This is a genomic window from Avibacterium endocarditidis (assembly GCF_002921145.1).
Classification (GTDB): Bacteria; Pseudomonadota; Gammaproteobacteria; order Enterobacterales; family Pasteurellaceae; genus Avibacterium; species Avibacterium endocarditidis.
The window spans coordinates 1-24,835 of the sequence record NZ_PQVI01000134.1; the positions used below are offsets into that span (position 1 = coordinate 1).

Below are 24,835 nucleotides of genomic sequence, written 5' to 3' on the forward strand. Positions count from 1 at the left end.
AAAAAATTACCCCATATCTTTTGTAAAGAGGAGTTAGGGGAGATTTTAATTGCAAAAAACGCAACATTAAGTTCCAATAATATCAATTTACGCAATCTTTAGAAAGGTATAATCTGTCATTGATTATTTTGTAAACCAACTTAACCAAAAGGATAAAAAAATGGCTAATTATTTCAATACATTAAATTTACGCCAACAGTTAGACCAATTAGGTCGCTGTCGTTTTATGGATCGTGAAGAGTTTTCTGATGAAGCAAATTTCTTAAAAGGCAAAAAAATTGTCATCGTAGGTTGTGGTGCACAAGGGCTAAACCAAGGTTTAAATATGCGTGATTCAGGCTTAGACATCAGCTATGCGCTACGCCCTGAGGCCATTGCGGAAAAACGTGCTTCTTTCCAACGTGCCACTGAAAATGGTTTCAAAGTGGGGACTTATCAAGAATTAATCCCTACTGCGGATTTAGTGATTAATCTGACTCCAGATAAACAGCACAGCAAAGTGATTGCAGATGTAATGGGTTTAATGAAAGAAGGTGCGGCATTAGGTTATTCACACGGTTTGAACATTGTGGAAGTGGGTGAGCAAATTCGTCCTGATATTACCGTTGTGATGGTTGCGCCAAAATGCCCAGGGACAGAAGTGCGTGAAGAATATAAACGCGGTTTCGGTGTACCAACACTTATCGCGGTTCACCCTGAAAATGACCCGAAAGGTGAGGGTATGGCGATTGCGAAAGCTTGGGCGGCGGCGACAGGCGGTCATCGTGCGGGCGTGTTAGAATCTTCATTCGTGGCAGAAGTAAAATCAGACTTAATGGGCGAGCAAACCATTCTTTGTGGTATGTTGCAAGCAGGCTCAATCCTTTGCTATGACAAATTAGTAGCAGACGGCAAAGATCCAGCCTACGCAGGAAAATTAGTGCAATACGGTTGGGAAACTATCACTGAAGCGCTAAAACAAGGCGGTATCACGTTAATGATGGATCGCTTATCTAACAGTGCGAAATTGCGTGCCTTTGAACTTGCGGAAGAAATTAAGCAAGAACTAGACTTCTTATTCAAAAAACATATGGACGACATTATCAGTGGCGAATTTTCTCGCGTGATGATGGAAGACTGGGCGAACGGCGATGCAAACCTATTAAAATGGCGTGAAGAAACCGGCAAAACTGGCTTTGAAAATGCACCAAAAGCGGACGGAATCAAAATCAGCGAACAAGAATATTTTGATAACGGCGTGTTAATGGTGGCAATGGTAAAAGCTGGCGTGGAATTGGCGTTCGATACGATGGTTTCAGCAGGTATTTTTGAAGAATCTGCTTATTATGAATCCTTACACGAATTACCATTAATCGCTAACACCATTGCGCGTAAACGCTTATACGAAATGAACGTGGTAATTTCAGATACGGCGGAATACGGTAATTATTTATTCGCTAATGTAGCAACCCCAATTTTAGCCAAAACAGTAATGCAACATTTACAACGTGGTGATTTAGGTGAACCAACACCAACGGTGGAAATCGACAACATCACCTTACGCGATGTGAATGACGCAATCCGCAACCACCCAATTGAGTTAATCGGGCAAGAATTGCGTGGTTATATGACAGATATGAAACGCATTTCTTCACAAGGATAATCACTTGTTTTAAATAGAAAGCCAGCTATGATGCTGGCTTTTTTGTTGATAAAAAATTTGCAAAAAATGCACCGCACTTTCTCTAATGGGCAAAATAAAATGAACTAATTGGCGAATAAATTGACAATATTAGGAAAGATGATAACGAGAGGAAACTTCTATGGATTTTAACCAAATTTTAAATCAAGTATTCAACGTAGCTAAAGATCAGTTTGGCAAAACAATGAACGGCAATTCCACCGCAGATAAAATTACCAAAGTAGGTGGCGGTGCGGCAGCGATTGGCTTGCTTTCAATGATTTTTGGACGTAACGGTGGAGCAAGTCTGACAAAGTTAGGTTCTCTTGCGGCACTAGGTAGCTTAGCCTATCAAGCTTATCAACAATATCAGCAAAAAAATTCACAAAATTCTACCGCACTTGATTCCACGCTTAGCGAAGAAACCTTTGTGGATACCGCAGAAAAAGCAACATCAGGGCAGTTAATTTTGCAAACGATGATTGCAGCGGCGGCGGCTGATGGGGCGATTACCGATGAGGAAAAACAACTCATCATCACGGAAGCGGGCAATGATCCTGAAGTCTATCACTGGTTGCAGCAACAAATTGAGCAACCTATTTCTATCGCACAAATTGCACAACAAGTAGGCAACGACACAGCCTTGGCTTCACAAGTTTATTTGGCAGCTCGTGTGGTGTGCGGTGAGTTAGATCGTAAAGAAATTGTTTTCTTGCTAATCTTGCCACGGCGTTAAATCTTGATGATGCTTTAGTTGAACAATTAGAAAAACAAGCCGGCTTCTAATTTCTTCAAGGATAGCGTTTGAAAAAAACGGTGTGTTTAAACAACACGCCGTTTTGTATTTTTATAGTCTGTTGGATTGATGTAATAAAGAAACAATCTCCCGTTTTTGTAAAGAGAAGTTAGCGGGAGATTAAAGAAGAACGAAGAAAAATTAAAGTGCGGTGGAATTTTACTTATTTTCTTGTTTTTTCACTTCGTCCCACAATAGATCAAGTTCTGCTAGTGTGCTGGTTTGTAAAGATTTTCCTTGCTGTTTTGCTAAGGTTTCTAGTTGACGAAAACGGCGTTCAAATTTTTGATTGGCTTTGCGTAAGGCTTCTTCTGGCGCAGTTTTTAAATGGCGGCTTAAATTAACGACAGAAAAAAGCAAATCACCGATTTCTTCTTCGATTTTTGTTTGATCTTGTTGTGGGCGAGCAAGCTCAGCTTGCACTTCTTGTAATTCTTCTTGCACTTTGGCGATTACAGGTTGCACGTTATCCCAACCAAATCCCACTTTGGCGCAGCGTTTTTGTAATTTTTCTGCGCGCATTAAGGCAGGGAAAGCGTGGGGAATGTTGTCTAAAATGGACCGACGCGTTTTATTTCTTCCGCTTTAATCTTGTTCCAATGGCTGAGCGCTTCTTGTTCGTTGTGGGCTTTTTCTTCACCAAAAACGTGTGGGTGGCGGCGCAGAATTTTTTCTGCCACTTCATTAACCACATCATCAAAGGTAAACAACTTATCTTCTTTGGCAAGTTGGCTGAAAAAGACCACTTGGAGCAATAAATCGCCCAGTTCTTCGCGTAAATTTGCCGTATTTTGTTGCTCAATGGCTTCTACCACTTCATAGCTTTCTTCTAATAAGCAAGGGATCATTGTTTGATAAGTTTGCTCTAGATCCCAAGGACAGCCTCCATTTGGATCGCGCAGCTTGGCAATGAGTTGTACAAAATCTTGAATAGAATGGTTCATTTTGATCCTTTATTTGTTGCGGTTGGCGTGCAAGAAGTGGGGCGATAATAGCATAATGTTTAGTGGGCTTGAGTAAAAATTTATGGCGGATTGCTATTTTTTTACAAATAAAATAAATGTTTTTTCTAAAACGTGATCCAGTGCATATTTTTTTTATAGCACTAGTGTTAGTATTACCAAAAAGAAGTTGATTAACCTCTCAAGAAGATAAGGAGTTAGTTATGTACAAACACATTTTAGTTGCTGTTGATCTTTCTGAAGAAAGTGCATTCTTAGTGGAAAAAGCGGCGGGTGTTGCAAAACGCAATGAGGCAAGATTATCCATTATCCACGTTGATGTAAATTTCTCTGATCTTTATACGGGGTTAATTGATGTGAATATGTCTTCAATGCAAGACCGCATTTCCACTGAAACTCACCAAGCGTTGGTGCAATTAGCGGAGCAATCTAGTTATCCTGTTTCAGAGAAATTAAGTGGTAGCGGTGATTTAGGACAGGTTTTGGCTGACGCTATTGATAAATATGATGTGGATTTATTAGTAACTGGTCACCACCAAGATTTCTGGAGCAAATTGATGTCTTCTACTCGCCAAGTAATGAATACTATTAATGTTGATATGTTAGTTGTTCCATTACGCGAAGAATAGCAATTTAGCTGATTTATTCTCACTTGTGATCTGTACTTTGGCGATGAAGAATTTCATCACTAAAGTGCAGGTCCTTTTGTTTTTAGGATTGAAAAATGTTTTTTTCTAAATTGCAAAAAATGTGCCAAAATAGCACAATTCGCAACGAATTTAATGAAGATAGAATAAGGCAAAATTTAATGAAAACAACCGCAGAAATTAGAAAATCTTTTCTCGATTTTTTCCATAGTAAAGGACACCAAATTGTCCCAAGCAGTTCGCTTGTCCCTGAAAATGATCCAACATTATTGTTCACCAACGCGGGAATGAACCAATTTAAAGATGTTTTTCTTGGTTTAGACAAGCGTCCTTACAGCCGTGCGACAACCGCACAACGCTGTGTGCGTGCAGGCGGAAAACATAACGATTTAGAAAATGTAGGCTATACCGCACGTCATCACACCTTCTTTGAAATGCTAGGAAATTTCAGCTTTGGTGATTATTTTAAACAAGATGCCATTCATTTTGCGTGGGAATATCTCACATCAGATGCGTGGTTAGGTTTACCAAAAGAAAAACTTTGGGTTACCGTGTATGAAACCGATGATGAGGCTTATGACATTTGGCATAAACAAATTGGCGTGCCAGCAGAGCGCATTATTCGCATTGGTGATAATAAAGGCGCGCCTTATGCGTCAGATAACTTCTGGCAAATGGGTGATACAGGCCCGTGTGGCCCTTGTACTGAAATTTTCTATGATCACGGCGATCATATTTGGGGCGGCCCACCAGGTTCACCTGAAGAAGATGGCGATCGCTATATTGAGATCTGGAATATCGTATTTATGCAGTTCAACCGTCAAGCAGACGGCACAATGGAAAAATTACCAAAACCGTCTGTGGATACGGGAATGGGCTTAGAGCGTATCACCGCTGTGTTACAGCACGTTAATTCCAACTACGATATTGATATTTTCAAAACACTTATCGCGAAAGCGGCAGAATTAACTGGCGAGAAAGATTTAGGCAATAAATCCTTGCGTGTTATCGCAGACCATATTCGTTCGTGCGCTTATTTGATCGCAGACGGTGTATTGCCATCTAACGAAGGGCGCGGTTATGTGTTGCGCCGTATTATCCGCCGTGCGGTACGCCACGGACATTTACTTGGCGCGAAAGAAGCCTTTTTCTACAAACTTGTGCCAACCCTTGCAGAAGTGATGGCAGAAGCTGGTCAAGAGATCAAAGAAAACCAAGCGCATATCGAAAAAATCTTACGCTTAGAAGAAGAACAATTTGCGCGCACTTTAGAGCGTGGTTTAGCGTTATTAGATGACGCCTTAAGCCAAGTAAAAGACGGCGTGCTTTCTGGCGAAGTAGCGTTCAAACTTTATGATACCTTTGGTTTCCCACTGGATCTTACTGCCGATGTGTGCCGTGAACGTGGCATCACTATCGATGAAGCAGGCTTTGAGCGTGAAATGGAAGCGCAACGCCAGCGCGCGCAATCAGCCAGCCAGTTTGGTATGGATTATAACAATGTCATTCGTGTGGACGGTTCAACCGCATTTGAAGGTTATAGCGAGTCAGAAAGTATCGCAAAAATCACCGCACTTTTCTATGAGGGCAAACCGGTAGAACAAATCAGCGCAGGGCAAAGTGCGGTGGTAATTTTGGAAAATACGCCGTTCTATGCGGAGTCTGGTGGTCAAGTGGGGGATACAGGGCGTTTAGAAGGGCAAGATTTCTTATTTAACGTTACTGATACGCAAAAATATGGTCAAGTATTTGGGCATATTGGTGCGCTTGCAGAAGGCACATTAAGCGTTGGACAATCGGTGAATGCCGTTGTTGATGTGGCACGCCGTAAACAAATTTCCTTAAACCACAGCGCAACGCACTTGCTACACGCCGCATTACGCCAAGTGTTAGGTAAACACGTTGCGCAAAAAGGTTCGTTGGTATCAGACAATTTATTGCGTTTTGACTTTGCACAACCTGAAGCCATTTCTAAAGAACAGTTGTTTGAAGTGGAAAAATTAGTCAACCAACAAGTGCGTGCTAATCACCCTATTCAAACAGAAATTATGGATTTAGATGCCGCTAAAGCAAAAGGCGCAATGGCATTATTTGGTGAAAAATACGCCGAACAGGTGCGAGTTTTAACAATGGGCGACTTTTCTATTGAACTTTGTGGCGGAATTCACGCCCAATATACGGGTGAGATTGGTTTGTTCAAAATCATCAGTGAAAGTGCCATTGCAGCGGGTATTCGCCGTATTGAGGCGGTAACGGGCGAAACTGCCATTGATTGGCTTCACCAACAACTTGGCGTGTTAAATCAAAGCGCAGACTTATTAAAATCTGATGTTTCTTCGCTGACGGATAAAATCCAACAATTACAAGACAAAGCGAAGAAAGCAGAAAAAGAATTGCAACAACTCAAAGAGAAAGCTGCGATGCAAGCTGGATCGGATATTGCAAAAAGTGCGGTGAAAATTAACGGTGTTTCCGTGGTATTACAGCAACTTGACGGTGTGGAAACAAAATCATTGCGAGTGATGGTTGATGATTTGAAAAATCAACTTGGCTCTGCGGTGATTGCCTTTGTTTCTGTATTTGAAGGTAAAGTAAATTTAGTGGTAGGCGTAACTGCTGATTTAACTGTAAAAGTCAAAGCAGGTGAGCTTGTTAATCTGATGGCTCAGCAAGTAGGCGGAAAAGGCGGTGGTCGTCCTGATATGGCAATGGCAGGCGGTTCACAACCTGAGAATGTCGAAAAAGCCCTTGCCGTTTGTGCTGACTGGTTAAATTCTCACTTATAAAATAAAAATTTTGTGCCGTAGCTCACAACTTTGCATTTCAGTCATCACGTTGTGAGCTTAAGTACGGTAATATTTAGGGGTGATGTACCCTTGGATATAAGGGGTAAATGATCGATAGGGATGTCGAATAAAGGAAATGAGGAGGTTGTATGCTAATCTTAACCAGAAAAGTTGGCGAAAGCTTACTCATTGGTGATGAGATTTCTATTACGATATTAAGTGTTCGTGGTAATCAGATCAAAGTGGGTGTAAATGCCCCGAAAGAAGTGTCTGTCTATCGAGAAGAAATTTACCAACGTATTAGAGAAGCAAAAGATGAGCAATCATCTTAATTAAGAAAAGGAAGTGGATGTTATGGGTAAATTAACTTGTTTTAAAGCGTATGATATTCGTGGTCGTTTGGGCGATGAATTGAATGTGGATATTGTCTATCGCATTGGTCGAGCATTTGGACAGTTTTTAAAGCCTAAAACTATCGTTGTTGGTGGTGATGTGCGTTTAACCAGTAAAGAATTAAAAAGTGCCGTAACAAACGGTCTATTAGACTCTGGGGTAAACGTGATTGATTTAGGCGAAACGGGAACCGAGGAAGTTTACTTCGCCACTTCTTTTCTTAAAGCCGATGGCGGAATTGAAGTAACCGCAAGCCATAATCCGATGGATTACAATGGCTTAAAATTGGTGCGTGAGGGTTCACGTCCAATTAGTGCGGATACTGGGCTTGCTGATATTCAACGCTTAGCAGAGGAAAATAATTTTCCACCTGTTACGCAACGTGGTGAATATAAGCAACTTTCCGTATTAGGTGATTATGTTGAGCATTTATTATCTTATATCAATTTAGATAATTTAAAACCAATGAAATTGGTGATTAACTCAGGAAATGGCGCGGCAGGACACGTTATTGATGCCATTGAAGCGCAATTCCGAGCAAGACGTGTGCCGGTGGAATTTATTAAAGTGCATAACAATCCAGATGGTACATTCCCAAATGGGATTCCAAACCCAATCTTGCACGAAAATCGTCAAGATACCATTGATGCCGTGCTTGAGCATAAAGCAGATATGGGCATTGCCTTTGACGGTGATTTTGACCGCTGTTTCTTATTCGATGAAAACGGTAACTTTATTGAAGGTTACTACATTGTTGGATTGCTTGGTCAAGCCTTCTTGCAAAAAAATAAAGGAGCGAAAATCATTTATGATCCGCGCCTAGTTTGGAACACCGTTAAATTGGTGGAAGAAAATGGCGGTGAGGCAGTAATGTCGAAATCAGGCCACTCTTTCATTAAAGAAAAAATGCGTGCCGTTGATGCCATTTATGGTGGGGAAATGAGCGCACACCACTATTTCCGTGATTTCTTCTACTGCGACAGTGGAATGATCCCTTGGTTATTAGTGATGGAATTAGTTTGCACCACAGGTAAATCTCTTGGTGAATTAGTAAACGAAAGTATCAATGCGTTCCCATCACCGGGCGAAATTAATAGTAAATTAACCGATGCCAAAGCGGCGATTGCGCGCGTTCGTGCCGCCTATGAAAAAGAGGCTATTTCAGTAGATGAAATTGATGGTATCAGTATTGAATATCCAAATTGGCGTTTCAATTTGCGTACATCAAACACTGAACCTGTGGTACGCTTAAATCTTGAAACGCGTGGCGATAAAGAGTTAATGGCGGAAAAAACCGAAGAAATTTTGGCATTATTACGTCAATAATTTGCGAAAAAAGCACCGCACTTTTGTTTGCGGCATCGCTTATCAAAGTGGCTATCTGAGATAGCCGCTTTGCTATTTTTACAACAACCCCATTATTAAAGTGCGGTTGTTTTTTTTAGAAATTTTTACAAAAGGAAAACCAATGAAAGTCATTATTCCTGTTGCAGGTCTTGGGACGCGAATGTTACCTGCGACAAAAGCCATTCCTAAAGAAATGCTAACCCTTGTGGATAAGCCATTGATCCAGTATGTGGTGAATGAGTGTGCGGCAGCAGGGGTAAAAGAAATTGTCCTTGTTACTCACTCTTCCAAAAATGCCATTGAAAACCACTTTGATACCTCTTTTGAATTGGAAACAATGTTGGAAAAGCGGGTAAAACGCCAATTATTAGAAGAGGTGCGTTCTATTTGCCCGAAAGACGTAACTATTATGCACGTTCGTCAAGGTAACGCCAAAGGCTTAGGGCACGCGGTGTTATGTGCCTTGCCTGTTGTGGGTAAAGAGCCTTTTGCGGTGGTGCTGCCTGATGTATTACTCACCGATTTCAGCGCTGATCAGCGGAAAGAAAATCTGGCGGCAATGATCAAACGCTTTAAAGAAACCAATGCCAGCCAAATCTTGGTTGAGCCTGTTTCTGAGCAAGACATCAGTAGTTATGGTATTGTCGATTGCGAAGGCGTGCAGTTTAACCCAGGCGAAAGTGCGAAGATTAAACGCATCGTAGAAAAACCAGCGGTGGAAGATGCGCCATCTAATCTTGCTGTAGTGGGGCGCTATGTGTTCTCCGCAAGCATTTGGGATTTATTGGCAAAAACGCCAGTGGGCGTGGGCGATGAAATTCAGCTCACCGATGCCATTGATATGTTAATCGAAAAAGAAACCGTTGAAGCCTTCTATCAAACAGGCGGCAATTTTGATTGCGGGGACAAATTAGGCTATATGCAAGCCTTTGTGGAATATGGCGTAAATCACCCTAAACTAGGCAGCGAATTTCGTGCTTATTTGAAGAAATTTGTGAAAACCTTTTGATGCTTTCTATTCAGTAAAGGAATTATGGTTAAACATAATTCCTTTTTACTTTTCTTGTGTGATGGATAATTTTTTAAATGTTGTCCAATTTTTCCCCTTATTTTTAAGTGATTTTCAGATTTTCTGTGATAATTCCTGAAAAAATTAAATCCACCTTGACAAAAAAATCATAAAACCCTATAACTTCTCGGTTTTCTAGTGAAAAATCATTTGGTTTATTCATTCATATAAAATTAAATACTTGATTTTTAGAGGTTAATAAAATGTTATCTGGAAAAGATATTGCTGTTTTGGGAATGATGATTTTCTCCCTATTTTTAGGGGCAGGAAACATTATTTTTCCACCAATGGAAGGCTATCACGCAGGGAATGTATGGTTTTGGGGCGCGTTAGGTTTTCTATTAACCGGTGTGTTAATGCCTTTCATCACCTTGATTGTTGTTACCTTAAAAGGGCGTGGTGAGGCGCTATCGGTTGATTTGCCAAAATGGGCGCACGTTACATTCTGGACAATTTTGTATTTAGTGATTGGTTCAACTTTTGCAATGCCAAGGGTAACCAATGTGGCTTATGAAATGGCTTGGCAGCCGTTGAATTTATTCTCTGGCGAATATTCCCATATTATTTTTGTAACGATTTTTAATTTAATTGGTATGGGATTTATGCTTGGGCGCAGCACAATGATTTCCAGTATTGGGAAATTTATGGCGCCAGCTTTGCTTGTTTTATTGGTGATTGTTGCCTTTGAAGTGGTCAATTATCCGCTTTCTCCGATCGTTGAGCCAAGTGGCGCTTATCAAGATCATTCAGCAGTTGCCACAGGTTTGATCGGCGGTTATCAAACGATGGACGTACTTTCTGCAATGGCATTTGGTGGTATTGTGGCGCGTGCTTTAGCAGTGAAAGGCGTGTCGGATAAAAAAGCGATTGTTCGCTACACGCTGATTGCTGGCACGGTTTCCGTTGTGCTACTCAGTTTGCTTTATTTGTGCCTATTCTATTTAGGTGCAACAGGGGAGCAAGTTGCAAAAACCTCAAGCAATGGCGGACAGCTTTTCGCTCAATATGTGAACGTATTGTTTGGACGTGAAGGCTCTTGGATTATGAGCGGTATCGTGCTTTTAGCCAATTTAACCACCCTTGTGGGCGTAACCAGTGCTTGTGCGGACTATTTCTCAAAATTCCACCCACGTTTAAATTACACGTTCTTTGTGGTGTTATTTACCATCAGCACCATTATTATTTCTGAAACAGGGCTAAACACCTTATTACGCGTTACAATTCCTGCGTTATTGCTGATCTACCCTATCGCCATTATGCTCGTTGCAATGCAACTGTTACGCGAAAAATTAGGCATTAGCCGCACAGGTTATAACTTAATTATTGGTATTACCGCCTTGTTTAGTATTACAGATAGCCTAAAAAATATGGAATTATTACCGCACTTTATTCAAAGCCTATTAGAAAAAGTGCCATTACATCAAGAGGGCTTAACCTGGTTACTGCCAACATTGCTAATGGTTGTGTTATGCACCTTGTTTAAAGCAAAAAAAGTTTCCGCCTAATTTCCAAGCCCTCCGTTGTGAGGGCTTAATTTTAAAGTGCGGTGGTTTTTTTATTATTTTGATCTTTCATTATTCAGCGGTAAAATTCGCACACCGAAATTGAATGAGAAAAAAATTATGTTAGATATTGTGCTATATGAGCCAGAAATTCCGCAAAATACAGGGAATATTATCCGTCTTTGTGCGAATACTGGCTTTCGTTTACATTTAATTGAGCCACTTGGCTTTACTTGGGACGACAAACGGTTGCGCCGTTCAGGATTGGATTATCACGAATTTGCAGAAATTAAAAAGCACAAAACCTTTGCCGATTTTCTTGTGGCAGAACAGCCTAAACGCTTGTTTGCGATGACAACCAAAGGGCGGCTAGCACATAGCCAAGTTTCCTTTCAAGCAGGGGATTATTTGATGTTTGGCCCTGAAACCCGCGGTATTCCAATGGCGATTTTAGACGAAATGCCAATGGAACAGAAAATTCGCATTCCAATGACAGAAAATAGCCGTAGTATGAATTTATCCAATTCTGTTGCAGTGGCTGTTTATGAAGCGTGGCGACAACTTAATTATGCAGGGGTGATTAATTTTGACCCAGAGTTATAACAAATAAGGCACGGGAGAATCCGTGCCTTTTTGTTGTTTTACGATTAATAATAAGAATGTTCACCGCGTTGATGTTCGGTTACGTCTTTCGCCCCTTTTAATTCATCGGGGAACAAGCTCACCAGTTGTTTTTCAATACCATCTTTTAGCGTCACATCGACCATTGAACAACCGTTACAGCCACCGCCAAATTGTAAAATTGCATAGCCATCTTCAGTCAGATCAATTAAGGTGATATGCCCACCGTGGCCTGCTAGTTGCGGATTAATTTGAGTTTGAATGACATATTCCACGCGTTCAATTAAAGGTGCATCATCTGCCACTTTACGCATTTTCGCATTCGGCGCTTTAAGGGTAAGCTGCGAGCCTAATTCTTCCGTAACATAATCAATTTCCGCGTCTTCTAAAAATGGTAAGCTCACTTCATCAACAAAGGCGGAGAACGTATCATATTTCATTTCTGTATCAGTGGCTTCCACGCTGTTTGGTGGGCAATAAGATACCCCACATTCCGCACTTGGTGTGCCAGGGTTCACCACAAAAATGCGGATATTCGTGCCTTCTTCTTGCTGATCTAATAAACGGCGAAAATGCGCTTGCGCCGCGTCAGAAATCGTAATTTGTTGCATTATTTATTCCTCAGTAATACTTGAGCTAGATAGTCAGGCATCATACCGCTAGATAGACTTTTTTTCCACCTTTTCTTTTATTCGGTGTTTTCTATAATCAAGGGATTGCTAAATGTGGAAAGCCCGAGCGAGCCCCCAAACTTGAATATTTTCCACCCCTAATTGACGAAAATGTTTAGCGATTTCGTTTAAGGTTGAACCTGTGGTGATCACATCATCAACCAACGCAATGGAACGATAATTTATCTCTTGATTAGCAAACTTAAAGGCGTGTTTTAAATTTTGCCTGCGCGCCTTAGCGTTTAAACCAAGCTGAGGCGGTGTTCGTTTTATCCGTTGAATAAATTGCGAATGACAAGGAATATTCAGCCATTTGGATAAATGTTTAGCGACTAAATCAGATTGATTATAACCTCGCCTCCATTGACGAAAATGGTGCAGTGGCACAGGAAAAATCGCTTGTGGAAAGTGTAGGGAATGCTGTCGTCTTGCTTCATAAACAGCTAATAGAAGCAAGCGTGCTAAGGTTTTGTCTAACCAAAAGAGATGGTGGAATTTGAATTGCTGAATTAATTCCGATATAGGAGGATCATATTTGCTTATGATAACTATTTGATCCCAGCGAGGAGTAACTGTTGTGCAATGTCCACAACGTTTAACGTAACTTGGGGTTGGCATTCCGCAACAACCACAATAGATGTAACGTTTCATTGCTTTATTGCAAGTTGTGCATATACCCTGTTTCTCTTGTGATAAAACTTGTTGGCATAATACACAACGAAAACCGAAAAAATTCACCAATTTTTCCACCGCACTTCTCTTTTGGTTGAGCTCACTATAATTGATTTCTCTGAGAAAAAAACTTTTTCTGATCAATTTTACGATCTTGATCGCAAAAAATGGTAATATTTGCTCAAAATTTAGATAAGAAGAGGATAAAAATGACAGTACCGAATTATCGCAAGCAAATTAAAGCGGTTTTTTTTGATATTGATGAAACTTTATTTGTGAAAAATAAAGTACATTTTCCAGAAAGCGCTAGACTTGCTATTCAAAAATTGCAAGTGAATGGCATTTTAGTTGGAATTGCAACAGGGCGCGCACGTTGCTGTTTTCCGGCTAAAATTAATGAAATGGTAGAGCAAGAAGGCATTCGTACCTTTGTTACTACCAATGGACAATTTGCCGTACATAACGGTGAGGTGATTGAGAAGCACCCGATTCCAACAGAAAAAGTTCAGCGGTTAGTGGATTTCTTCGATCTTCATAATATTGCCTATGCCTTTGTTTCTAATGATAAAATTCGTGTTTCTGAAATTACGCCAATGTTAAAGCACGCGCTTGATCCGATCACCACAGATTATCAAGTTGATAAAACCTATTATCAACAAAATGATGTGTACCAAGTGTTAGCATTTTATGCCGAAGATAAAGATGAATTGGTTGTACAAACACATATTTTAGACGATCTGAAAACGGTACGTTGGCACGAAAATTCAGTGGATATTTTTGATGCTGAAGGTTCAAAAGCAAGAGGCATTGCCGCGATTGCACGTCATCTTGGTTTTTCAATGGAAAATGTGATGGCGTTTGGTGATGGTTTAAATGACATCGAAATGCTTAGCTTGGTGGGGGTTGGCGTGGCAATGGGAAACGGACACGATACCTTGAAAGCTCTCGCTAATCACGTTACGGATCATATTGAAGAAGATGGCGTGTACAATTTTCTTGTAAAATCAGGTTTAATCGAATAATAAGGAAACTCAATGTTAAATCTTGACGCATTAAAACTATGTACCCTGTCATAATGACGCCAAGCCACGACGGGAAATATTTCATAATTATGTGATTTCATTACTTAATTTAACAAATTCGGCAGCGAATCTTGGTTTTCGTTTACAGGTGTCTTTACAGCGTGGTGAAAGTCTAATTACACGGGCAAGAAATAATGCCGTGGCAGAATTTTTAGCCAATAAACAATGGACACATTTATTTTGGATTGACTCCGATATTGGCTTCTCCGTTGATGCCGCCTTGCGTTTATTATTGTCAGATTATGACATCGCCGCAGGGGTTTATCCCTTAAAATACGAACAATTTCCCAGTGAAATTCCGGCTGGAATGACAAAGCAAGAATTTGAATCTGCCAGCACGAGATATACGGTAAACACAGGGCGTGTAGAAGGCGATAAAGTGCAATTAGCCATTCAACCAGACGGCTTTATGGAAATGGACGAAGCACCAACAGGGTTTATGTGCATTAAACGTGAAGTGTTTGAAAAAATGATGGCGCATTATCCTGAATTGCAATATGTGCCAGACAGCATTGGCTACCAAGATTTAGGGCTACATTATCGTTTTTTTGACGTAATGATCGACCCGCAGACCAACCGCTATCTTTCTGAAGATTACGGATTTTGCTATTTATGGCGTAAAATGGGCGGTAAAGTTTATATTGATTGCCAATCTAACCTCACTCACCAAGGGGCGAAATTATATACAGGTGATTTTGCCAATTCACTTATTCATAACTTGCCGAACGCCATTGGTGCACCAGCAGGGAAAATGATGAGCGTGGACGGCTTGCAATATTTAAAAACGAAATAAAAAAACAACCGCACTTATTAAAGTGCCTCTAACGAAAGGAAATATTATGGCTGCTTTACAAAATGTTCTTGATGAACCAAACAAAAACACCATTTTTATGGTGTGGAATTTTCACGATGATGTGGACGTAAAACCTGCGTTCCAACAACTTTGCGGATTAATTGGCAATCTTAATAATTCGGCAAAAACCCGTTTTCCTGATGCCAAAGCCAGCGTAGTAATGGGCATTGGACACGATGCGTGGCTACGCCTTGATTTACCACAGCCGTTGCCAAAAGAGCTTGCCCCTTTTGAGCCAATTAAAGGGGCAAAATATACCGCCGTGGCAACCCGTGGCGATTTGCATTTCCATATCCGTTGTGATCAACCAAGCTATTGCTTTGATATTGCACAAAATATCACCGATGTATTACACGATGTGGCAAAATGTGTGGTGGATATTCAAGGCTTCCGCTACTGGGACGGACGCAGTATTCTTGGCTTTGTGGACGGCACAGAAAATCCGCACGATCCAGAAGACCGCATCTTATTCGGTACTGTAGGGGAAGAAGACCCCGCTTACCAAGGCGGTAGCTATTTGTTTGTACAAAAATATGTACACGATATGCAAGCGTGGCGCGCGCTGCCATTAAGCGAGCAAGAAAAAGTGTTTGGTCGCTCTAAAGCAGATGACATTGAAATGGACGACGACACCAAGCCAGCTAACAGCCACAGTGCCTTAGCCAATGTGGGCGATGATCGCAAAGTCATTCGCGACAATATGCCATTTTCTGCTAACGGCGAAGTGGGAACTTATTTCATTGCTTATGCCAACACCTTCAGCACCGTGCAAGCAATGTTAAACAATATGTTTATCGGCAACCCCGCTGGCAATTACGACCGCTTGCTTGATTTCAGCCGCACCCGCACAGGCACACTTTTCTTCGTCCCAACCTTAGATATGTTAGATGAATTTGCGGAGTAATCTCACCAACCTAGCACGTTTGTGCTAGGTTTTTTTATTCAAAACCTCAAATAAAACCCTTTCGTTAGCGCCACGAAGTCAGGGTGGTATTGATTATTTTCGTCATAAATAATCAGTTGTGAATGTTGCATAGGTTCAGCTAGTTTACGAAAAGTGAGTAATATTCGTTGTGCTGGCTTGCCGATTTTGGTGATTACATCACATTGTTCCGTGCAATAAAGTGCGGTGGTTTTTGCAAAGTTTTCCTGCATCATAGGGCAGGATAAATTGAATTTTCCCCTGTTCATTTAAGCATTGTGCTGCCGCATTGAGCCAGTCGTTATGGCTTTGTTCAAGAGTGTAGCGGGCAAGATCACGTTGTACGTTTTTGCAAGCTTGTGCAGGCTCAAAATAGGGCGGATTGGCCACAATTAAATCAAAAAAAGTGCGGTGGATTTTGTGCAAATTTTTCGATATCCATTTGATATAGCGAGATTTTCTCAGCCCAAGGGGAAGCCTGAATATTTTCCTGTGCCTGTTCTGCCGCGGCATTATCAAGCTCCACCGCACTAATATGGCAATCTTGTGTCGTGCGTTGTGCCAACATTAACGCAATTAACCCTGTGCCTGTGCCGAAGATCCAAAAGTTTTTTTGCCCCTTGAATATTTGCCCAAGCACCAAGCAAAATGCCGTCTGTTCCCACTTTCATCGCACAGCGATGATGATTAACCTGAAACTGCTTAAAGCGAAAGCCTTGATTTTTCGTTGCCATAAACTTCCCAAAAATTGACCGCACTTTGCCCCCAAAGTGCGGTATAATCTGCACCAATTTTTTCCTAATAGTAACAATAAATATGAACTTAGCACAATTTGAAGAATTGGATCTCGCCCCAGAATTATTAAAAGCCTTAGCGAAAAAAGGCTACCAACGCCCCACTGCCATTCAGTTGGAAAGCATTCCAGCGGCAATGGCGGAGCGAGATGTGCTAGGCTCAGCGCCAACTGGCACGGGTAAAACCGCTGCTTTCTTATTGCCAGCCTTGCAACATTTGCTGGATAATCCACGCCGTAAACCCGGTACGCCAAGGGTGTTGGTTCTCACCCCAACCCGTGAGTTAGCGATGCAAGTGGCGGAGCAAGCGGAGCAATTAGCACAATTTACCAACCTTGATATTACTACCATCACGGGCGGTGTTGCGTATCAAAACCACGGGGAAGTGTTTAACAGCAACCAAGATTTGGTGGTCGCCACACCGGGGCGTTTGTTGCAATATATTCAAGAGGAAAATTTTGATTGCCGTGGCGTGGAAATTCTGATTTTTGACGAAGCGGATCGTATGCTGCAAATGGGCTTTGGACAAGATGCGGAAAAAATTGCTGCCGAAACGCGCTGGCGTAAACAGACCTTGCTGTTTTCTGCTACGTTGGAAGGTGAACTGCTAATGGATTTTGCAGGGCGATTACTCAATGATCCTGTAAAAATTGATGCGGAGCCAAGTCGCCGTGAGCGTAAAAAAATCCAACAATGGTACTATCACGCAGACAGCTATGAGCATAAAGTGAAATTGCTCGCTCGTTTTATTGAGCAGGAAAAGGTAAGCAAGGGCATCATTTTCGTTCGCCGCCGTGAAACCGTGCGAGAGCTTTCCGACACTTTGCGTAAACGTGGCATTCGCAGCACTTATTTAGAAGGGGAGATGGCGCAAACGCAACGCAATAATGCCATTGATAAACTCAAAAATGGCGTGGTAACCGTGCTGGTTGCCACCGATGTGGCGGCGCGTGGGATTGATATTGATGACATCAGCCACGTGATGAATATGGATTTGCCTTACAGCGCAGACACTTATTTACACCGCATTGGACGCACTGCGCGTGCTGGCAAAAAAGGCATTGCGGTTTCTTTTGTTGAAGCCCACGATTATAAATTGCTCGGTAAAATTAAGCGTTATACTGAGGAATTGCTTAAACCTCGCATTATTGAAGGCTTAGAACCGCGTACCAAAGCACCGAAAGACGGCGAAGTCAAAAGCGTCAGCAAAAAACAAAAAGACGCGCATTAAACAAAAGACGGGCAGAAAAGAAAAAATCAGAACAGCAGAAAAAAATCAAATTGCGTCATAAAGACACGAAAAATATCGGCAAACGCCGTAAACCGAGTGGGGAGAGGGGTAATCCCCCTTTCTCTACCAATCTTTTTTCATTTTTCTTTTCTATAGCAAAATTTTGCACACCTTCTCTTTATAACCAAAAGAAATATATCCTTTCAATTAATTATTGGATAGCTATAAAAAATCTCTCGCATAATAACCGCACTTAATCAGTACGTTAGAGGAGAAATTTATGGTTTGGACAATAATTTCAGGCGGTGTTCTCGGTGTGATTTTTGGTTTTGTGCTACAGCGTACTCGTTTTTGTATGACGGGTGGGTTTCGTGATATGTACACGGCGAAAAATATAAAATGTTTTATGCCTTTTTACTGGCTATTTTAATTCAAAGCGTGGGGGTGCTGACACTTGTTGAGTTGGGTTATATTTCATCGCCTTATGAAGATTTTTCTTTGGTTGGCACGGTTTTTGGTTCTTATCTATTCGGTATTGGTATTGTGCTTGCTAGCGGTTGTGCAACGGGGACGTGGTATCGTGCAGGTGAGGGATTGATCGGAAGTTGGTTGGCATTGGTAATGTATATGCTAAGTGCCGCAATGATGAAATATGGTGTGTTGGTGGAATTCAAAAACACGGTAACTAGCTATACCAGAATGAATGATAATCTTGCAGCCCAACTAGGGATCTCCGTGTGGTGGTTGGTTGGCTTATTGGCAATCGCCGTAGTATTTGGTTTATACCAAACATTGAGAAAACGCCCTAAAAATAAAGTGGCAACATTGCCGCAAAAATATCAAGGGTTACGCCATTGGTTGTTTGAAAAGCGCTATCACCCTTTTGTCGCCGCGCTGGCTATTGGCATTATTGCACTGGTTGCTTGGCCTGCCAGTGAAAGCACGGGGCGCGCTGGTGGCTTGGGGATCACAACACCTTCTGCAAATCTTATCCATTTTTTAGTAACGGGCGATGAAAAGCGGTTAAATTGGGGCGTGTTTTTGGTGATCGGGATTTTTATTGGTTCTTATCTTGCCGCGAAAGGTAGCCGTGAGTTTAGATGGCGCTTACCCGACACGAAAACCCTTTACCACAGTGTGATTGGTGGATTTGCGATGGGCGTGGGGGCATCATTGGCAGGCGGTTGCACCATTGGAAACGATTTAACAGCCACAGCAGTGATGAGTTCTAAAGGCTGGATTGCCCTTGCTTTCACGATTCTTGGAGTATGGACAATGGCACACGTCTTATTTATTCGTCCGCGCAGATTGGCGTTAGCGAACGCTGCAGCATAAGATTTATTCACATAGAAGGAAATTAAGATGATCGTAAAATTAGAAACCGCGGGGCTAGTTTGCCCATTCCCATTAGAAGAAGCAAAAGCAGCAATGGCAAAATTGAACGCAGGTGATGGCATCGAAATTGAATTTGATTGCACGCAAGCCACAGAGGCCATTCCCAACTGGGCGGCAGAAGAAGGCTATGAAGTGACCCATTTTGACCAAATTGGCGATGCGAAATGGACAATCACGGTGGTGAAATAGCCTTTCGTGCGGTGGAAAAAATCAGAATTTTTGCACCGCACTTTTTATCGCTTTCTTTTCCCACAGATCCTCTTGACGAACACCCCATTGAAGCGTAACATTCCGCACGATTTAGCAACAAGAGGACACACACTTTGGACAGTCATAGTCGATACCCAATTTATCGTTGATCTAAATCTCGTCCTCCACTTATCGGCGAGATTTCGCAGGTAAGTTTCATTACCTCAATTATTAGGTATCTTTAATTAAATAATCGAAAATTTTGCACCGCACTCTTGTGCTGATTATTTAGTTTTCTTTTGTTCATCGGGTTTGTTCATAATCCCTCAAGGAGTATGACAAAATGATTAATGCTTTTGCACTGGAAAATGCGCGTTTAATTCGGCTAGATGAAGGTGATGAGAATCTCAACGCCGCCATTTGGATTGATTTGCTTGAGCCATCAAGCGAAGAACGTGAAATGTTGCAACAGGGGCTTAGGGCAAAGTTTGGCATCTTTCTTAGAATTGGAAGATATTGAAGCGTCTGCGCGTTTCTTTGAAGACGAAGATGGCTTGCATTTGCACTCTTTTTTCTATTGTGAAGATGAAAATGATTATGCCGATATTGCCAGCGTGGCGTTTACCTTGCGTGATGGGCGTTTGTTCACCTTGCGTGATCGTGAATTGCCAGCGTTTCGCCTTTATCGAATGCGTTCGCGCAGCCAACGCTTAGTGGAATGTAACGCCTATGAAGTGCTGTTAGATTTATTTGAAACCAAAATCGAGCAGCTCGCCGATGTAATCGAAAATGCTTACGCAGATTTGGAAAAATTAAGCCACGTTATTTTGGAGGGCAAGCAGGGCGAAGCCTTTGATAAAGCGCTTGCTACACTCACGGAGCAAGAAGATGCCAGTTCCAAAGTGCGCTTATGTTTGATGGATACGCAACGCGCATTAAGCTTTTTGGTGCGTAAAACGCGTCTGCCTGCCAATCAGCTAGAGCAAGCGCGCGATATTTTACGCGATATTGAATCCCTGCAACCGCATAATGAATCCTTATTCCAAAAAGTGAATTTCTTAATGCAAGCGGCAATGGGTTATATCAATATTGAGCAGAATAAAATTATGAAATTTTTCTCCGTAGTGTCGGTGATGTTCCTGCCTGCAACCTTGGTGGCGTCCACCTACGGAATGAACTTTGAATTTATGCCAGAATTGCATTTAAAATATGGCTATCCTATGGCGATTGGTTTGATGATCGTTGCGGCGCTTACGCCTTATATTTATTTTAAACGTAAAGGCTGGTTGTAATTTTTAAGGAGAAAATAATGGGCTTAAATTCCCTTCAATTTTTAGTTTATACCCTAATTAATGTTTTTAGTTTCGTGCTAATTTTGCGTGCGTGGTTTCAATATAGCCGCGTGGATTTTTATAATCCTTTTTCGCAAACCTTAGTGAAATTCACTCAACCTGTGCTTGCGCCATTGCAAAAGTTTTTACCTACGGTGAAAGGCTTAAATACCGCAGCATTGGCGTTGTGTGTGGCATTAGGCGTGGCAAAATATCCTTTGTTAGATTTATTAGGATCAGCACAAGTGGCGGCAAATCCCTTGCTTTATCTTTACATCGGGTTATTGCATACCTTGCGCACTATGGGTGAAGCGGTGATTTATGTGTTGTTTTTCCAAGCCATTTTAAGCTGGTTTAACCGCGGGCAAAATCCGTTGCAATATACCCTTTATCAGCTCACGCAACCTTTGCTCAACCCGATTCGCCGTATTTTACCGAACACGGGAATGATTGATTTCTCCCCGATGTTATTGGCATTTTTATTATTTTACGCCAACCGTGTAATGTACGACATTGCGCCTATTTTATGGCAATTTGCCTAATGAATGCGATCGAGCAAAGCACGCAAGGACTTCGGTTGCGGATTTTTCTGCAACCGAAAGCCAGTAAAGATCAAATCGTTGGCTTGCACGACAACGAGCTAAAAATCACCATCACCGCCCCACCTATTGATGGCCAAGCCAACGCCCATTTGCTTAAATTCCTAAGCAAAACCTTTAAAGTGCCAAAAAGCAGTATTCTCATCGAAAAAGGCGAACTCAACCGCCATAAACAAATTTTTATCCCTACACCGAAAGTGATTCCTGAACAGGTTTTGGAGTTGTTGGGATAAGAAAAATGCTCTCAATTAGCGAGAGCATTTTGCTTTTTAGAATTGATAATTAAAGGTGGCTATCATTTTGCGTTCTTGATGATTGTTGGTCTGAACACTGAAATCAAAAGTGTAATTACCGATATTTTTGGCAATTCCCACTTTACCTATCCATTCTTGCTTCGAGCGATCGAGCTTGTATTCTTGTCCATTTAATTGAAGGCGATATGGTTCGTCCAAGTTCACTTTCCAAGTCGGCTCAAGATAAAGGGCTATGCCACCGATATGATAGCTAAATTTACTTGATAGCTGTGTTTGGACGGCAAAATGATGAGCGAGTTTACCATTATCTGGCAGCTTGCTATCTAGCAGATAAGAACCTAGCACACCAATACGTGGCTGAATAGCAAATTGGTTAAAGGTAAAAGTTTTATTATAACCAAGGTAAAGGTCGAGATAATCTGCGTGTACTGTGCTATCAAAAACGTGGCGATAACGAACAAAGCTAGAAAAATCATACCATTTTGCATTAGCACCAATGCCCAATTGGTGAATATCATTATAACGATATTCAGCAAATGCCCCGACTTTCGTATGATCATTCAAGGATTGGTTAAACCCTGTTTGGAATCTTCCACCTAACCCCTGTTTATTGCTTTCACTTAATGTCGCTGTGAAATAATGATCATAGTTAAAGTTATCAATGATAGAAACATCTACATCGGTTAGATTTCTTAGCGTTTTCGCATATTTATCAAGATAATCTTGGCTAAACGCAACCTGTTCAGAGGAAGTTTGATTGGTAAGATTTTCTTCTTCATCATTAGATTCCACCGTTTCTTCTATGGCTACAGTGCGATTACTGTCCTCAGCTTGGGTTGTTTGAGTTGTTGGCGTTGAACTGCTTTCGTCATTGCTATTTCCATTAGATTCAACCACATTGTCTGATGTATCTACACCTTTATCTGGTGTTATTGTTGGACTATCTTCAGCATTTTCAGATGAGGTTTCTGTTGCTGGATTTTGTTCAGAATTATCTGTGTTAGGTTTATCTAAGCCATCAGGTGTTTCTGCATTATTACTATCAGCGTTGGTTGGCTGCGTCTGCGTGCTAGTTGAGTTATCTTCCTTGTACTGGCTTTCCTCAATCGCGGAGAAATATTTCTGATGATCATCAAGTTTAAAGGTAAATTCTGTTTTTCTCCTGAAATCGTAGCTGTTACATCATTACCAACTTGTAAGATATATTTACCAAGCACAGACAAATTAATTTCATCGTCAAGCATCAGCGTTGGATCGGCAACATAAACGTCTAGGTGTCCATTTTCTTCTGTTTTAATTACGGAAAGAGGGTGATTCACCGCTAAACCATCTACTTCTCCCGCTTCAAAGAAATTGACAAAAAGACTATTGCCTACTTTTACTGCGTGTTGTTGAGCATTTTGTTGCAGAATTTGAATTGTATTTGTATCAAAATGGTTTACTTCGTCAGCACTATAACCCGGCATAATGAGATAAGCATAGCTCGCCTCTTTAGGTTTTTTCCCGTGATTTAACCAAATTTTAGCAAATTCTGTTGAACCATCTTTACCTTTCTCAATAACAGTATAAGGTTGCTGATTATCAAGAATTTTATAGCTTATAGTCTGCTGTGTAGCAGGATCAGTAAAATAAATTGTATCACCAACGTGAGATAAGGTTTGTTTTCCATTAATCACTCTATTATCAATGGTTGTTAATACTTCGCCTTTATCTGTGCTAGCAATATTCGAGCCTAGCGCGAGTACCACATCACCTAGCATTATCCAAGATTTCTTCGCTGTAGTTTTATCATTATAAGATGTGAAATCCATTGCAATAATGGCTTTAGTGGCATTACCTTGTGAACCATCTGCCTTAATGCCATTATCTACACCACCCACAAATGTTTTGCTGCTGCGATCTTTTAAGTATCGGCGTTGCTTTGAACCATCTTTCCGAATAGCGGTGCTTTCGGTTGTTCCCGGTAGCATATAGGAATCAACATTATGCCAATAATTCGTAAATAAATCGGTACTTTTGTTATCATAGATATAAGTCATTCCATCGCCAGTGTACCAACCTTGAGGATTCTCGCCATTCATACTTTCATAGGCAGCAGTACGATTTGAATGCATTGCAATAACAACTGTTCCTTTAGGACTTTTTTGTACAGCGCGATCCATAAAAGAAAAACGTTTTACACCAACGGTTTCTGTTGGCTTAATATTTGGGTTATCAAGAATATTTTTTAAGATATTCCGCACCGTATCATTTGGCGCATCATCAAGAGAATAATGTTGTTCAAGTAATGTACGTTTTAACAACCCTTGTAATGCCGGCTTGTATGTTGCTGGTGCGCTATCAATCAATAAGGAAATATCACTAATAAATCGTTTTGCACGTGTAACATCGCTGCTATTTGGTCGAGTAATCGCGCGCCCATTTACTGAATCATTCATTCCACCATTTACTAATAACCAGCTATATCCCTTGAGAATTGATTCATAAATATTGTCCATTTTAGGATCACTAAACACAAAGTTTGGTGAATCTTTCAGCATATATGCGAAAAGTCCTAACCCTTCAATGAGAACTGAAGCATAAGTACCATTATAAGCCACGGAAGAATGTTGAATAAATGAACCATCGGTATAGAATCCATCATTTAGCGTGGCATCATTTGTATCACGAATACCGCTTTTGAGTTCTCCTACATCATAAATAGCACGGATCGCACGTTGAACCTCATCATCATTACGCGTTAATAGACCACGCGCAAGTGAAACGGTAGAGGTATCTGTGCGGTTTCCACCAGTGCTTGTTCTTTTATCTTTTGACGTAGAATATTGTGCTGCTTCGGAATTTGCCCCACTTGTTGTTGGATCTGGCTGGAAGTACGTTGTAGCTGCAATGAGCTTTTCTTTTAATTCATTAGGTAATTCATCACCCATTAAAATGAGTACATCATTCAACGATTTTGGAACACCAATTTCCCAGTTCCACCAGTTACCATATTCTTTGCCACCCACCTGGTAGCCACCGCTATGAATTTTTTCCAAAGAAGAAATGATTAACTGCTT

The 24,835-nt window shown here is 41.2% G+C and carries 23 protein-coding genes and 4 pseudogenes; 20 read left to right on the forward strand and 7 right to left on the reverse strand.

Annotation, left to right across the window (positions count from 1 at the left end; all coding sequences use genetic code 11):
• The first annotated feature begins 160 nt into the window (after positions 1-160).
• Both ilvC and C3Z13_RS09860 read left to right on the forward strand, forming a co-directional pair.
• Complete coding sequence (ilvC, locus tag C3Z13_RS09855) at positions 161-1,642, forward strand: ketol-acid reductoisomerase (RefSeq protein WP_103854342.1); 1,482 nt, start codon at positions 161-163, stop codon at positions 1,640-1,642.
• 160 nt (positions 1,643-1,802) lie between these two features.
• A pseudogene (locus C3Z13_RS09860) lies at positions 1,803-2,446 on the forward strand (tellurite resistance TerB family protein).
• Between the two features lie 169 nt (positions 2,447-2,615).
• Here the strand turns inward: C3Z13_RS09860 and mazG are convergent.
• A pseudogene (gene mazG / locus C3Z13_RS09865) lies at positions 2,616-3,400 on the reverse strand (nucleoside triphosphate pyrophosphohydrolase).
• 221 nt (positions 3,401-3,621) lie between these two features.
• Between mazG and uspA the strand changes: the two are divergent.
• From uspA to trmL, 7 genes are all read left to right on the forward strand, one after another.
• The gene (gene uspA / locus C3Z13_RS09870; RefSeq protein WP_103854345.1) at positions 3,622-4,047 is read left to right on the forward strand and encodes a universal stress protein UspA; all 426 of its coding nucleotides are present in this window, start codon (positions 3,622-3,624) and stop codon (positions 4,045-4,047) included.
• Positions 4,048-4,226: 179 nt separating this feature from the next.
• Complete coding sequence (gene alaS, locus C3Z13_RS09875) at positions 4,227-6,851, forward strand: alanine--tRNA ligase (protein ID WP_103855816.1); 2,625 nt, start codon at positions 4,227-4,229, stop codon at positions 6,849-6,851.
• Between the two features lie 149 nt (positions 6,852-7,000).
• Positions 7,001-7,183 (forward strand): carbon storage regulator CsrA, encoded by a 183-nt coding sequence (gene csrA, locus C3Z13_RS09880; protein ID WP_103854347.1) that lies wholly within the window; start codon positions 7,001-7,003, stop codon positions 7,181-7,183.
• A 22-nt stretch (positions 7,184-7,205) separates the two neighbouring features.
• Positions 7,206-8,570 (forward strand): phosphohexomutase domain-containing protein, encoded by a 1,365-nt coding sequence (locus C3Z13_RS09885; RefSeq protein ID WP_103855806.1) that lies wholly within the window; start codon positions 7,206-7,208, stop codon positions 8,568-8,570.
• A gap of 142 nt (positions 8,571-8,712) precedes the next feature.
• Entirely contained in the window at positions 8,713-9,600 is an 888-nt protein-coding gene (gene galU, locus C3Z13_RS09890; protein ID WP_103855807.1) for a UTP--glucose-1-phosphate uridylyltransferase GalU, read from the forward strand.
• 263 nt (positions 9,601-9,863) lie between these two features.
• Positions 9,864-11,165 carry a branched-chain amino acid transport system II carrier protein gene (brnQ, locus tag C3Z13_RS09895; protein ID WP_103855808.1) on the forward strand — a complete coding sequence of 434 codons (1,302 nt, stop codon included), beginning with the start codon at positions 9,864-9,866 and terminating at the stop codon, positions 11,163-11,165.
• 117 nt (positions 11,166-11,282) lie between these two features.
• Complete coding sequence (trmL, locus tag C3Z13_RS09900; protein WP_103855817.1) at positions 11,283-11,765, forward strand: tRNA (uridine(34)/cytosine(34)/5-carboxymethylaminomethyluridine(34)-2'-O)-methyltransferase TrmL; 483 nt, start codon at positions 11,283-11,285, stop codon at positions 11,763-11,765.
• Between the two features lie 44 nt (positions 11,766-11,809).
• Here trmL and nfuA read toward each other — a convergent pair whose 3' ends face one another.
• Positions 11,810-12,394: a Fe-S biogenesis protein NfuA gene (gene nfuA / locus C3Z13_RS09905; protein ID WP_103854352.1), complete on the reverse strand. Its 585-nt coding sequence runs from the start codon at positions 12,392-12,394 to the stop codon at positions 11,810-11,812.
• 108 nt (positions 12,395-12,502) lie between these two features.
• Positions 12,503-13,192: an amidophosphoribosyltransferase gene (locus C3Z13_RS09910; RefSeq protein WP_103855818.1), complete on the reverse strand. Its 690-nt coding sequence runs from the start codon at positions 13,190-13,192 to the stop codon at positions 12,503-12,505.
• Positions 13,193-13,335: 143 nt separating this feature from the next.
• On the opposite strand from C3Z13_RS09910, the gene C3Z13_RS09915 reads away from it, so the two are divergent.
• The 3 genes from C3Z13_RS09915 to C3Z13_RS09925 all read left to right on the forward strand — a co-directional run bounded on the left by C3Z13_RS09915 (position 13,336) and on the right by C3Z13_RS09925 (position 15,965).
• Positions 13,336-14,148, forward strand: coding sequence for a Cof-type HAD-IIB family hydrolase (locus tag C3Z13_RS09915; protein WP_103855809.1), 813 nt, complete (start codon positions 13,336-13,338; stop codon positions 14,146-14,148).
• 91 nt (positions 14,149-14,239) lie between these two features.
• A complete protein-coding gene (locus C3Z13_RS09920; protein ID WP_219827911.1) occupies positions 14,240-15,001 on the forward strand; it encodes a hypothetical protein in 762 nt (253 codons plus the stop codon).
• A 46-nt stretch (positions 15,002-15,047) separates the two neighbouring features.
• A complete protein-coding gene (locus C3Z13_RS09925; RefSeq protein WP_103855810.1) occupies positions 15,048-15,965 on the forward strand; it encodes a Dyp-type peroxidase in 918 nt (305 codons plus the stop codon).
• A 198-nt stretch (positions 15,966-16,163) separates the two neighbouring features.
• Here C3Z13_RS09925 and C3Z13_RS12890 read toward each other — a convergent pair whose 3' ends face one another.
• Together C3Z13_RS12890 and C3Z13_RS12895 are read right to left on the reverse strand one after the other, a co-directional pair.
• Complete coding sequence (locus C3Z13_RS12890) at positions 16,164-16,409, reverse strand: hypothetical protein (RefSeq protein WP_342750358.1); 246 nt, start codon at positions 16,407-16,409, stop codon at positions 16,164-16,166.
• Complete coding sequence (locus C3Z13_RS12895; protein ID WP_342750359.1) at positions 16,381-16,623, reverse strand: methyltransferase domain-containing protein; 243 nt, start codon at positions 16,621-16,623, stop codon at positions 16,381-16,383. Before C3Z13_RS12895 ends, C3Z13_RS12890 begins: the two co-directional genes overlap by 29 nt.
• A 176-nt stretch (positions 16,624-16,799) precedes the next feature.
• Here C3Z13_RS12895 and srmB point away from each other — a divergent pair.
• From srmB to yggU, 8 genes and pseudogenes are all read left to right on the forward strand, one after another.
• Positions 16,800-18,106 (forward strand): annotated as a pseudogene (gene srmB / locus C3Z13_RS09935) (ATP-dependent RNA helicase SrmB); the annotation flags it as partial.
• A gap of 182 nt (positions 18,107-18,288) precedes the next feature.
• Positions 18,289-18,438, forward strand: a complete 150-nt coding sequence (locus tag C3Z13_RS13055; RefSeq protein WP_425427470.1) for a hypothetical protein — start codon at positions 18,289-18,291, stop codon at positions 18,436-18,438.
• Positions 18,408-19,343 (forward strand): YeeE/YedE thiosulfate transporter family protein, encoded by a 936-nt coding sequence (locus C3Z13_RS09940; RefSeq protein WP_425427471.1) that lies wholly within the window; start codon positions 18,408-18,410, stop codon positions 19,341-19,343. Before C3Z13_RS13055 ends, C3Z13_RS09940 begins: the two co-directional genes overlap by 31 nt.
• 27 nt (positions 19,344-19,370) lie before the next feature.
• Positions 19,371-19,592, forward strand: a complete 222-nt coding sequence (locus C3Z13_RS09945) for a sulfurtransferase TusA family protein (protein ID WP_103855812.1) — start codon at positions 19,371-19,373, stop codon at positions 19,590-19,592.
• Positions 19,568-19,690 (forward strand): hypothetical protein, encoded by a 123-nt coding sequence (locus tag C3Z13_RS12730; RefSeq protein ID WP_281258790.1) that lies wholly within the window; start codon positions 19,568-19,570, stop codon positions 19,688-19,690. The genes C3Z13_RS09945 and C3Z13_RS12730 overlap by 25 nt, the downstream gene beginning before the upstream one ends.
• Before the next feature lie 245 nt (positions 19,691-19,935).
• Positions 19,936-20,884, forward strand: a pseudogene (gene corA / locus C3Z13_RS09950) (magnesium/cobalt transporter CorA).
• Between the two features lie 17 nt (positions 20,885-20,901).
• Complete coding sequence (locus C3Z13_RS09955; RefSeq protein WP_103854361.1) at positions 20,902-21,465, forward strand: YggT family protein; 564 nt, start codon at positions 20,902-20,904, stop codon at positions 21,463-21,465.
• A complete protein-coding gene (gene yggU, locus C3Z13_RS09960) occupies positions 21,465-21,755 on the forward strand; it encodes a DUF167 family protein YggU (RefSeq protein ID WP_103855813.1) in 291 nt (96 codons plus the stop codon). Before C3Z13_RS09955 ends, yggU begins: the two co-directional genes overlap by 1 nt.
• 36 nt (positions 21,756-21,791) lie before the next feature.
• On the opposite strand, the gene C3Z13_RS09965 is transcribed toward yggU, so the two are convergent.
• Both C3Z13_RS09965 and C3Z13_RS09970 read right to left on the reverse strand, forming a co-directional pair.
• Positions 21,792-22,673, reverse strand: a complete 882-nt coding sequence (locus C3Z13_RS09965; protein ID WP_103855814.1) for a hypothetical protein — start codon at positions 22,671-22,673, stop codon at positions 21,792-21,794.
• A gap of 113 nt (positions 22,674-22,786) precedes the next feature.
• Positions 22,787-24,835: polysaccharide lyase 8 family protein (locus tag C3Z13_RS09970; RefSeq protein ID WP_146256893.1), on the reverse strand; the 2,049-nt coding region annotated here is incomplete at its 5' end.

Bases quoted from the DNA above. Each gene is read 5' to 3' on its own strand.
- ilvC (WP_103854342.1), top strand. From the start codon at position 161: ATGGCTAATTATTTCAATACATTAAATTTACGCCAACAGTTAGACCAA.
- uspA (WP_103854345.1), top strand. From the start codon at position 3,622: ATGTACAAACACATTTTAGTTGCTGTTGATCTTTCTGAAGAAAGTGCA.
- alaS (WP_103855816.1), top strand. From the start codon at position 4,227: ATGAAAACAACCGCAGAAATTAGAAAATCTTTTCTCGATTTTTTCCAT.
- csrA (WP_103854347.1), top strand. From the start codon at position 7,001: ATGCTAATCTTAACCAGAAAAGTTGGCGAAAGCTTACTCATTGGTGAT.
- C3Z13_RS09885 (WP_103855806.1), top strand. From the start codon at position 7,206: ATGGGTAAATTAACTTGTTTTAAAGCGTATGATATTCGTGGTCGTTTG.
- galU (WP_103855807.1), top strand. From the start codon at position 8,713: ATGAAAGTCATTATTCCTGTTGCAGGTCTTGGGACGCGAATGTTACCT.
- brnQ (WP_103855808.1), top strand. From the start codon at position 9,864: ATGTTATCTGGAAAAGATATTGCTGTTTTGGGAATGATGATTTTCTCC.
- trmL (WP_103855817.1), top strand. From the start codon at position 11,283: ATGTTAGATATTGTGCTATATGAGCCAGAAATTCCGCAAAATACAGGG.
- nfuA (WP_103854352.1), bottom strand. From the start codon at position 12,394: ATGCAACAAATTACGATTTCTGACGCGGCGCAAGCGCATTTTCGCCGT.
- C3Z13_RS09915 (WP_103855809.1), top strand. From the start codon at position 13,336: ATGACAGTACCGAATTATCGCAAGCAAATTAAAGCGGTTTTTTTTGAT.
- C3Z13_RS09925 (WP_103855810.1), top strand. From the start codon at position 15,048: ATGGCTGCTTTACAAAATGTTCTTGATGAACCAAACAAAAACACCATT.
- C3Z13_RS13055 (WP_425427470.1), top strand. From the start codon at position 18,289: ATGGTTTGGACAATAATTTCAGGCGGTGTTCTCGGTGTGATTTTTGGT.
- C3Z13_RS09940 (WP_425427471.1), top strand. From the start codon at position 18,408: ATGTTTTATGCCTTTTTACTGGCTATTTTAATTCAAAGCGTGGGGGTG.
- C3Z13_RS09945 (WP_103855812.1), top strand. From the start codon at position 19,371: ATGATCGTAAAATTAGAAACCGCGGGGCTAGTTTGCCCATTCCCATTA.
- C3Z13_RS12730 (WP_281258790.1), top strand. From the start codon at position 19,568: ATGGACAATCACGGTGGTGAAATAGCCTTTCGTGCGGTGGAAAAAATC.
- C3Z13_RS09955 (WP_103854361.1), top strand. From the start codon at position 20,902: ATGGGCTTAAATTCCCTTCAATTTTTAGTTTATACCCTAATTAATGTT.
- yggU (WP_103855813.1), top strand. From the start codon at position 21,465: ATGAATGCGATCGAGCAAAGCACGCAAGGACTTCGGTTGCGGATTTTT.